The sequence below is a fragment of the Trujillonella humicola genome (assembly GCF_046233715.1).
GTDB lineage: Bacteria > Actinomycetota > Actinomycetes > Mycobacteriales > Geodermatophilaceae > Trujillonella > Trujillonella humicola.
This window is the reverse complement of record NZ_JBJNRJ010000055.1, coordinates 26,947-36,024: the sequence shown is the minus strand read 5'-3', so window position 1 is coordinate 36,024 and position 9,078 is coordinate 26,947. Positions and strand designations below refer to the sequence as shown.

Below are 9,078 nucleotides of genomic sequence, written 5' to 3'. Positions count from 1 at the left end.
AGCTACGGGATCGTGTCCCAGGCGGGGAACCGACGTCGGCGGGCGGCCCGACCACATTTTCACGCCTGCCAGGCGTCACCGGTAGGGACAGGAAGACTGAGCTGAGCGGCGTCCGGCCCGCGGTGCCCCCACCCCGCAGGACCCCCGCTGGCAGACCGGTGGGGTGTCGTGCCAGGGTCGCTCCGGGCGAGATCCCGCCCGGACCCCGGCCCGGGTGGAGGACCCCCGTGAACCAGCACCTCGACGACCGCCTCAAGTTCCTGCGGGCCTTCATCGCGAACCCCCGCCAGGTGGGCGCCATCCTGCCCACCTCCCGCTGGGCGGTGCGCGACATGCTCGACCTCGGCGACGTGCCCAACGCCAAGCTCGTCGTCGAGCTCGGGGCCGGCACCGGCGTGCAGACCGGGGAGCTGCTGGCGCGGCTCGGCCCGGAGGCGGAGCTGGTCGCCGTCGAGATCGACCCGGAGCTGGCCGAGCTGCTCGCCGGCCGCTACCGCGACCCCCGCCTGCACGTGGTGTGCGACTCCGCCGAGAACCTCGACGAGCACCTCGACGGCCGGCAGGCCGACATCGTCGTCTCGGCGCTGCCCTACACCTCGTTCGCCCCGGACCTGCGCCGGCGCATCCTCGACGTGCTGCCGCGGATCGTCGCGCCCGGCGGCTCGGTGCTGGTGATCCAGTACTCGCCGCTGATCCTCAAGGAGCTGCGCCGCCGGTTCGCCGCCGTGCGGCTGCGGATGTCGCCGTGGAACGTGCCGCCGGCCGTGCTGTTCGCCTGCCGGGAGCCGCGGCTGGAGTGACCGGCGGACCCACAGCGGACGTCCAGCGGGTTCCCGGGTGACGACCCGTTCTCAGCCGGCTCTGCGGGCCGGTTCCGCACGATGCGGGCGGGATCGCGCCCGCATCGTGCGGATCTCCCCGCAGAGTGACCGGACCCGCGACGAGGGCCCGCTCCCCCGGGAGGCCGGCTCAGGTGTCCCCGTCGTCCTAGCGCATGTCCTTGGGCCGCAGGGGCTCCGGGACGGCGGCGGCCTCGCCGGCCGCCGTCCGCGCCGCCGGCACGCCCTTGAACCGGTAGTTGACGACTCCCACCCCCGGCTGGACGACGTAGGCCGCGCCCGGCTCGCCCTCGGCCCAGGCCATCACCATGGCGTCGGCGACCTCCTCGGCGGTGAGCACCGGGAACCCGGCGGCGGTGAACTCGTGCCGGATGCGGTCGATGATCGCGGTGTCGGCGAAGCCGGGGCAGATGGCGGAGATCCGCGTCCCCTCGCGGGCCAGCCGCGGAGCCATCGAGCGGACGAAGGCGATCGCGCCCCCCTTGGCGACGCTGTAGCCGGGATCTGTGGCCATCGGCGACAGCCCGGCCAGCGACGCCGTCACCACGATCGCTCCCCCGCCGGCCCGGGCGATCGCCGGCCGCGCGGCCTGGACGCCGTAGACGACGCCGAACAGGTCGATGTCCACGACGCGCAGGAACTCCTCGAGGTCGAGGTCGTCGTCGCTCTTGGCCGCGGAGATGCCGGCGTTGAGGAAGGCGGCATCGAGCCGGCCGTGCTCGGCCTCGACCCGCGCGACGACGGCCTCGTTGGCCGCGCGGTCGGTGACGTCGAGCTCGACGAACGGGCAGCCCAGGTCGGCGGCGACCGACCGGTTGCGCTCGCTGTCGAGGTCGGCGAGGACGGCGGTCACCTCGCGCTCGCGCAGCGTCGTGGCGAGGGCGCGGCCGAAGCCGCCGGTGCCTCCGGTGATCAGGGCGACGGATCCGGGCGCGGGGATGCTCACCCCGGCATCCCACCACTCCCTCAGGCCGAGCGCAGGAACCGGTCCAGCACGCGGATGCCGAATCGCAGCGACTCCACGGGCACGCGCTCGTCGATGCCGTGGAAGAGGGCGGCGAAGTCCAGCTCCGGGGGCAGCCGCAGCGGGGAGAAGCCGAAGCAGCGGATGCCCAGGCGCTCGAAGCTCTTGGCGTCGGTGCCGCCGCTCATCGTGAAGGGCACGGGGCGGGCGCCGTCGTCCTCGCTGCGCAGCGCGGCGACCATGGCGTCCACGACCGGGCCGTCGAACGTCGTCTCCACGGCCTGGTCGTGGACGATCCACTCCCGCTGGATGCCCTCGCCGATCAGGCCGGCGAGCTGGCGCTCGAACTCGGCCTCCTGGCCGTGCAGGAACCGGCCGTCGACGGTGGCCTGTGCCGTGCCGGGGATGACGTTGGTCTTGTAGCCGGCGTCGAGCATGGTCGGGTTGGCCGTGTTGCGCAGCGCGGCGCCGATCATCCGGCTGATGGAGCCGAGGCGGGCGAGGGCCTCCTCGGGCCGGTCGGGGTCGATCTCGACGCCGTAGGCGTCGCTGACCGCGTCGAGGAAGGTGCGCATGGGCGGGGTCAGGACGGTGGGCAGCCGGGTGGACCCGATCCGCGCCACGGCCTGGCACAGCCGGGTGACGGCGTTGTCGTCGTGCACGAACGAGCCGTGGCCGGGCCGGCCGGACGCGGTCAGCCGCATCCAGGCCAGGCCCTTCTCGGCGGTCTGCACCAGGTACAGGCGCAGGTCGTCGCGGACGGTGATGCTGAAGCCGCCGACCTCGCTGATCGCCTCGGTGCAGTCGGCGAACAGGTCCGGGTGGGTGTCGACGATCCACCGGGCGCCCAGGGTGCCGCCGGCCTCCTCGTCGGCGAGGAAGGCCAGCACGATGTCGCGCTCGGGCCGCACGCCGGTCCGGGCCCAGTCGCGGACCAGCGCGAGCACCATGGCGTCCATGTCCTTCATGTCGACGGCGCCGCGGCCCCAGACGTAGCCGTCGCGCTCCTCGCCGGAGAAGGGGTGCACGGTCCACTCGGCCGGGTCGGCGGGGACGACGTCGAGGTGGCCGTGCACCAGCAGCGGCGGCCGGCCGGGGTCGGTGCCGGGGATGCGGGCGACCAGGCTGGCCCGGCCGCGCTCGGACTCGAACAGCTGCGAGCCGATGCCCACCTCGTCGAGCAGCATGGCGACGTGCTCGGCGGCGGCCCGCTCGCCCTTGCCGGTCAGCGTGTCGCCGGTGTTGGTGGTGTCGATCCGGATCAGGTCGCCGAGCAGCTCGGCGACCTCGGCCTGGGCGCGGGTCAACGGGGCGTTCTGCGCGGCGTCCACCCGGCGAGCGTAGGCGCCGGTCGCACACCGGTGAGGTGGTTACCCAGGTGGACGGCGCCGTCCCGCCGGGCACTAGTGCGGCGCGCAACCGGGACGGCGCGCGGCCCGGGCTGCGGCGCGAGGGGCGACACCAGCGCGAACGGGGGCTCGGGGGTGCGTCGACGGCCCGCGGGCGTCTTGTAGTCTTGTCCCGCACTCGTCCGGGTGGCGGAATGGCAGACGCGCTAGCTTGAGGTGCTAGTGCCCTTTATCGGGCGTGGGGGTTCAAGTCCCCCCTCGGACACAACGAAGTGGGACGCGTCCCACCCTCCTTCGGGTGAGAATCCCGCAGATCGGCCGAATCCGAGCGCCGCTGGCGAAACGCCCGGCACAGCTGCGGCCATGCCACGACCCGCACCACCGGCCACGCCGCACGCCCGACGCCGCCGGCCAGTCCGCGCGCACTCGCCGTTCCTCGCTTCATGCGGCCACCGTGCCCGCCGTCGCCGCCCCGGCAGTCGGCCCGTCCCTGCCCGACGGCTGGGCGTTCGGCGGCAGCGCACCGTCCACCGCGGAGCTCAACGAGCTCTGGCTGAACACCGACCTGCTTCGGGAGCGCAACCAACGTCCGCCGGGCGCCGCCGACTTCAGCCCGCTGCACGCCCACGCCGCCGAGCCGGCGCCGGCCCGCACGGAGCTGACCTACACCAAGCTGGACGCCAAGGGCCGACTCCCGCTGCCCCTGTGCCCGGTGCTCGACGCGCAGCTGCCGGCCGAACGTGACGGCGGTGTGCTGGTCGTCCGATGCCACTGCCGCCCCCGGTGAGCAGGACGACGGAGCCGGTGAAGTCGAACGACGCAGTAGCCACGAACGGTTTCTTCCGGTCGTCACCACGTCACCAACAGCAGCAGACGAATGGGCCGAAAGCCGCCGCTACCTCGGCCCCGACGTCCTCCCCCCACCCCGAGCACACAGCGCTCCCCAGGGGCGGTGCCGCAGGCCTCCAGGTGACGTGTAGACCGAGCACGTCGAGCATTCGGGCCGCGCGGCCCTCTCCAGGTGTTCCGGATCACCCCGCGACGTGTCACACTCCACTCCGCACGATCTGTTCTAGACCATGTCTCACCCGTTCGTGGTCGCGAGCGGGCGATTCGAACTGGAGGCTGCAGGAGTGAAGACGCAGGGCGCAATCATCCGACATGTACCGGGGCGCTACGAGACGGCGGAACTCGAGCTGGAGGAGGCCGGTCCGGGCGAGCTCACCGTGAAGATGGTGGCCTCGGGGTTGTGCCACACCGACGATCACATCGCCACCGGCGACATGGAGTACGGGATCTACCCGGTCTGCGGCGGTCACGAGGGTGCCGGCGTCGTCGTCCAGATCGGCGAGGGCGTCCGTGGCTGGTCCGAGGGTGATCACGTCGTCTTCTCCTTCCTGCCGTCCTGCGGGAAGTGCCGCTGGTGCGCGCGGGGCATGCAGAACCTCTGTGACCGTGGTGCCGGGCTGTTGAACGGCTCACGGCTGGACGACCCGGCGAGCTTCCGGATGCGCCTGGACGGGCAGCCGGTCGGGCAGATGTTCGGCATCTCGACCTTCAGCCAGTTCACGACCGTCGACGCGGACAACGCCGTCAAGGTGCCGGTCGACGCGCCGCTGGAGAGCCTCTGCCTGCTCGGATGCGGAGTCGGCACGGGGTGGGGGTCCGCAGTGAACCTCGCCGACATCTACCCCGGGGACACCGTGATCGTGATGGGGATCGGCGGGATCGGCATCAACGCCGTCCAGGGCGCCGTGCACTCCGGCGCGGGTCAGGTCATCGCGGTCGACCCGGTGGCGTTCAAGCGCGAGAAGGCGGTGGAGTTCGGCGCCACCCATGTGGTCGAGAACATCGAGGATGCGGCCGAACTGGCCCGGACGTTCACCAACGGTCAGGGAGCCGACGCCACGATCGTCACCGTCGGGGTGACCACCCCCGAGCACGTCTCGCAGGCGTTCGCCTCCATCCGCAAGGCAGGCACGGTGGTCGTGACCGGGGTCGGCGACATCACTCGGACCGACCTGTCGCTGTCCATCGGTGAGCTGACCATCTTCCAGAAGCGCCTGCAGGGGTCGTTGTTCGGCGCCTCGAACCCCACTGCGGACATCCCGTGGCTCGTCGACCTCTACATGCGGGGCCAGCTGAAGCTCGACGAGCTGATCACGCACCGGTACACGCTCGACCAGGTGGCGCAGGGCTACGAAGACATGCACGCAGGCAAGAACATTCGAGGCGTCGTCGTCTTTGACGACTGAGGGGACCTATCGAGCCCGCTGGTGTCTGGCAGGTTCGGCGCCGGTAGCGGCCGGTGGGTCAGCACTCTCGACGACGGGAACCGGTGGATTCCCGTGCTCGGATCGTGCGCCCACCGGTCGTGAGGTGGCCTGATCGCTGCTGGGATGAACGTGTCCCGGAGTTCGCCGGTGAGCACTTGACCATGAGTCCGCTGGCTGTATCCCTCCGCGCTGCCGAACGCGGAGCCGAGGCCAGAGGGGGCGCGGATCTTGTCCTGGGTGACGACTGGGCCGAGGACCACCACGCCATCGAGGTGCAAGACGAACAGGGCGCCGGCTGGCACGAGGCCGGCTGCCCGAGGGCATCGCCGGGCAGACTCGGGTTGCCTGAAACCCGACCCCCCTACGACGAGGACGCCGCCCGGACAACCTCCACACCTGCCGCGGCCCGACCCCTCACGCCATGGGATGTCCAGACGGCGGCCGGCCGAAAGCCCTCCGTGCCCTCACACCGACCTCGCCGAGTGCCGGGTGACGGTGCCCGGATCGGTCTGCCAGTAGTCGGGCAGGGCGCTCAGGAGCGAGGACGGCGAGCAGTCGAGCTCACGGATCCCGAGGAGGTGTGGCGTGCCGCGCCGCCCGGAGCCCCCCGCCTGATCACCGACGCGAGCAGGATGTGCTTCGGCGACGTCCGGGAAGGCACCGATCGGCTGGCCAGTGGGCTCCGCCGTGTCGGGCTGGTCGCACCGGCTCGCAGGGCTCAGCATCCACGCCGGCGGGCCCTCCGCTCCTGCAGCGTCGTCCTGACGTCCGCCAACCGCCGCCGGACGGCGTCCCGGACCGCGGCGACGCCGATCGACAGCGCGCTCGGTCCGGCGCCGACGTCCGGGGCCTGGCCGGTCCGCGCGGTCTCGTCGAGGGCGTGCGCGAACTGCTCGAACATCCTCTGGCTCACGTCACCGGCCAACGCGCGGCCGAACTGGGCGATCCGGCCGGAGAGGAACACCGCGGCGTCGGCGCGTAGTTCGGTGCCGCCGTCGGGGGTGGCCGTCGCGCGCAGCCCGATGTCGGCGGCGGTGCGGTTGCCGCCGGTGTCCGCACCCTGGGCCAGCAGTGCCAGCCGGTGCAAGGTCTCGTCGCGCTCGGTGATGCGCGCTAGCCCCCGGAACGCCAGCCGCACCGGGCCGAGCGCCACCGTGGCTCGACCCCGGTAGCGATCGTCGCCGAGGTCCTCGGTCATCTCCGCACCCGGCAGGCAGCGGGCCAGCCGGTGCACGTCGGTCATGACCGCCCAGATGTCGTCGAGCGGGCTGGTCAGCAGCCGGGTGACCTCGACGGTGATGGTGGGGGTGCCGGTCGGCCGGGTGATGTCGGTGGGCACCGCCTCCTCGGCGTCCCCCACCGGCGCCGCTGCCGGAGCTGCCGCGGTGGCGGCGCCGCCGCGGCCGACGAGGGTGCGCGGCGCGCAGTTGCGAGGTGCCGGCACCCCCTCGGGGTGCGCCTCGGCGACGTCGGCGACCGCCGCGAGGATGCCGCGGTAGCCGGTGCACCGGCAGATCACCCCGGACAGCTCCTCCGGCAAGCGCTCCTCGTCGACGCCCGGCTCGTGCGTGAGCAGGTCATAGGAGCTCATCAGGAAGCCCGGCGTGCAGAAGCCGCACTGCAGCGCGTGGTGGTGGCTGAAGGCCTGCTGCAGCGGGTGCTGGTCGTCCTGGGTGCCCAGCCCCTCGACCGTGACCACGTCGGTGCCCTCGGCCTGCACGGCGAAGACCAGGCAGGCGCGGGCGGCGTCGCCGTCGACGAGCACCGTGCACATGCCGCACACGCCGTGCTCGCAGCCCAGGTGCGTGCCGGTCAGGCCGAGGTGCTGGCGCAGCGCGTCGGCCAGGTGCATGCGAGCCGGAACCCGGATGGTCACCGGCGTTCCGTTGACCGTGAACGAGACGTCGATCAGCTCGTCCGCGGCGGCCTTGACCGCGCGCTGGTGCTCGGTGGTGGTCATGAGGTCCTCTCCGTTGCTCGGCGGTTGGCGCGGGCCAGCTCCCGGGCCGCGAGGACGGCGAACAGCCGCCGCCGGTAGCCCTGCGAGCCGTGGGCGTCCCCCGCCGTGTCGACCATCACCCTGGCCAGCTCCTCGGTGCCCGGGCGCAGCGCGGTCTCGACGTCGGCCTCCCCGGCCGCGGCCCGGACCAGCTCGGTGACGTCGCGGGTGACCGGGCGGTCGGAGACGCCGAAGCCGGAGAGCACCGCGTCGGCGACGGCGCCGTCCCGGGAACGGACCCGGGTGACGACGCCGGCCAGCGCGAAGTCGCCGTGCCGGCGGGCCAGCTCGGCGAAGCCGAACCCCTCCCCCGGCCCGGCCGCCGGGAACTCCACGGCCGAGAGAATCTCGTCCGGGCCGACCGCGGTGGTCATCGCGCCCTGGAAGAAGTCGGCCGCGCGCACGGTGCGCCGGCCGCCGGGTCCGGTGATCTCCAGGGTCGCACCCAGGCAGAGAGCGACGGCGGGCAACTCGGCGCCCGGGTCGGCGTGCGCCAGGCTGCCGCAGACCGTGCCGCGGCTGCGCAGCTCGCGGTGCCCCACGAAGGGCAGCGCCAGCCCGAGCAGCGGCACGGCGGCTGCCGCGGAACTGCGCTCCACGTGCCGCTGCCGGACCGTGGCACCGATCCGCAGGGCGCCCTTGCGGCGCTCGAACCCGTCGAGGCCGACGACGGCGTTGATGTCGACGAGGGTGCCCGGCCGGCCCAGGCGCATCGCCAGGACCGGCACCAGGGATTGTCCCCCGGCCAGCACCTTGCCGTCACCGTCGGTAGCGGCCAGCTCGGCGACGGCGTCGTCCAGCGTGGCCGGGCGCACGTAGGCGAACGGGGCCGGCTTCACTCAGCTCACCGCCCGACGAAGTCGGGCTTGCGCTTCTCGCCGAACGCCTTCACGCCCTCGGCGAAGTCCTGCGTCGCCCGCAGCATCGCGTAGGCCTTCCGCTCCAGCTCGATGCCGGTGTACAGCGGGCCGTCGATGCCCCGGTCGAGCACCTCCTTGCCGGTCTGCAGCGCGATCGGCGAGAAGCCGAGCAGCTTGGTCACCAGCCTCTCCACGCCCTCGTAGAGAGCGTCGCGGTCGGCGAAGAGCTCCTCCGAGACCAGGCCCCAGTCGAGCGCGTCCTGCGCCTGGATCCGGGTGGCGGTCAGGATGTGGTACTTCGCCCGGGAGAGGCCGATCAACCGGGACAGCCGCTGGGTACCGCCGCTGCCGGGGATCATCCCGAGGTTCATCTCCGGCAGCGCGAACTGGCTGCGGCCGGTGGCCAGCCGGATGTCGCAGGAGAGCGCGAGCTCGAGGCCCACGCCGAAGCAGTAGCCGTCGATGGCGGCGATGACCGGCTTGCCGCTGCGCGCCGGCGCGGTGATGTCCTGGCCCAGGTGGGAAAGGTCGATCGGGTCGACCTCCATGAACCCGGCGATGTCACCGCCGGAGGTGAAGTGCTTGCCGTCGGACCGGATGACGACGGCGCGCACCCGCTCGTCCCGGTCGATCTCGGCGAAGCGCTCGGCCATCCTGGCCCGCATCTCCATCGTGACGACGGTGTAGCCGCCGTGGGAGAGGGTCAGGTAGGCGACCTGGCCGTCGTGGCCGTGGTCGAGCAGGACGTCGCCACCGGTCGTGGGCATGCGGGAGCTCCTCGGTTGCAGGGG

8 protein-coding genes and 1 tRNA gene are annotated in these 9,078 nt (G+C 72.8%); 4 read left to right on the top strand and 5 right to left on the bottom strand.

From position 1 onward, the window contains the following. Window positions 1–227: 227 nt before the first annotated feature. Window positions 228–800, top strand: a complete 573-nt coding sequence (locus ACK586_RS20920; protein WP_409332438.1) for a class I SAM-dependent methyltransferase — start codon at window positions 228–230, stop codon at window positions 798–800. Between the two features lie 187 nt (window positions 801–987). On the opposite strand, the gene ACK586_RS20915 is transcribed toward ACK586_RS20920, so the two are convergent. Both ACK586_RS20915 and ACK586_RS20910 read right to left on the bottom strand, forming a co-directional pair. Next, the gene (locus ACK586_RS20915) at window positions 988–1,785 is read right to left on the bottom strand and encodes an SDR family oxidoreductase (protein ID WP_409332437.1); all 798 of its coding nucleotides are present in this window, start codon (window positions 1,783–1,785) and stop codon (window positions 988–990) included. Between the two features lie 20 nt (window positions 1,786–1,805). Then, entirely contained in the window at window positions 1,806–3,134 is a 1,329-nt protein-coding gene (locus ACK586_RS20910) for a M20/M25/M40 family metallo-hydrolase (RefSeq protein WP_409332436.1), read from the bottom strand. A gap of 198 nt (window positions 3,135–3,332) precedes the next feature. Between ACK586_RS20910 and ACK586_RS20905 the strand changes: the two genes are divergently transcribed. From ACK586_RS20905 to ACK586_RS20895, 3 genes are all read left to right on the top strand, one after another. Next, window positions 3,333–3,417: transfer RNA gene (locus tag ACK586_RS20905), tRNA-Leu, on the top strand. Window positions 3,418–3,606: 189 nt separating this feature from the next. Continuing rightward, window positions 3,607–3,939, top strand: coding sequence for a hypothetical protein (locus ACK586_RS20900; protein ID WP_409332435.1), 333 nt, complete (start codon window positions 3,607–3,609; stop codon window positions 3,937–3,939). Between the two features lie 346 nt (window positions 3,940–4,285). Continuing rightward, on the top strand, window positions 4,286–5,407 hold the full coding sequence (locus ACK586_RS20895) for an NDMA-dependent alcohol dehydrogenase (RefSeq protein ID WP_409332434.1): 1,122 nt from the start codon (window positions 4,286–4,288) through the stop codon (window positions 5,405–5,407). 739 nt (window positions 5,408–6,146) lie between these two features. On the opposite strand, the gene ACK586_RS20890 is transcribed toward ACK586_RS20895, so the two are convergent. From ACK586_RS20890 to ACK586_RS20880, 3 genes are read right to left on the bottom strand one after another with little or no spacing between them, the layout of a single operon-like run. Beyond that, the gene (locus ACK586_RS20890; protein WP_409332433.1) at window positions 6,147–7,388 is read right to left on the bottom strand and encodes a xanthine dehydrogenase family Fe-S subunit; all 1,242 of its coding nucleotides are present in this window, start codon (window positions 7,386–7,388) and stop codon (window positions 6,147–6,149) included. Beyond that, window positions 7,385–8,266, bottom strand: a complete 882-nt coding sequence (locus ACK586_RS20885; protein ID WP_409332432.1) for an FAD binding domain-containing protein — start codon at window positions 8,264–8,266, stop codon at window positions 7,385–7,387. The genes ACK586_RS20890 and ACK586_RS20885 overlap by 4 nt, the downstream gene beginning before the upstream one ends. A 5-nt stretch (window positions 8,267–8,271) precedes the next feature. Continuing rightward, complete coding sequence (locus ACK586_RS20880) at window positions 8,272–9,054, bottom strand: enoyl-CoA hydratase/isomerase family protein (RefSeq protein WP_409332431.1); 783 nt, start codon at window positions 9,052–9,054, stop codon at window positions 8,272–8,274. Between the last annotated feature and the right edge of the window lie 24 nt (window positions 9,055–9,078).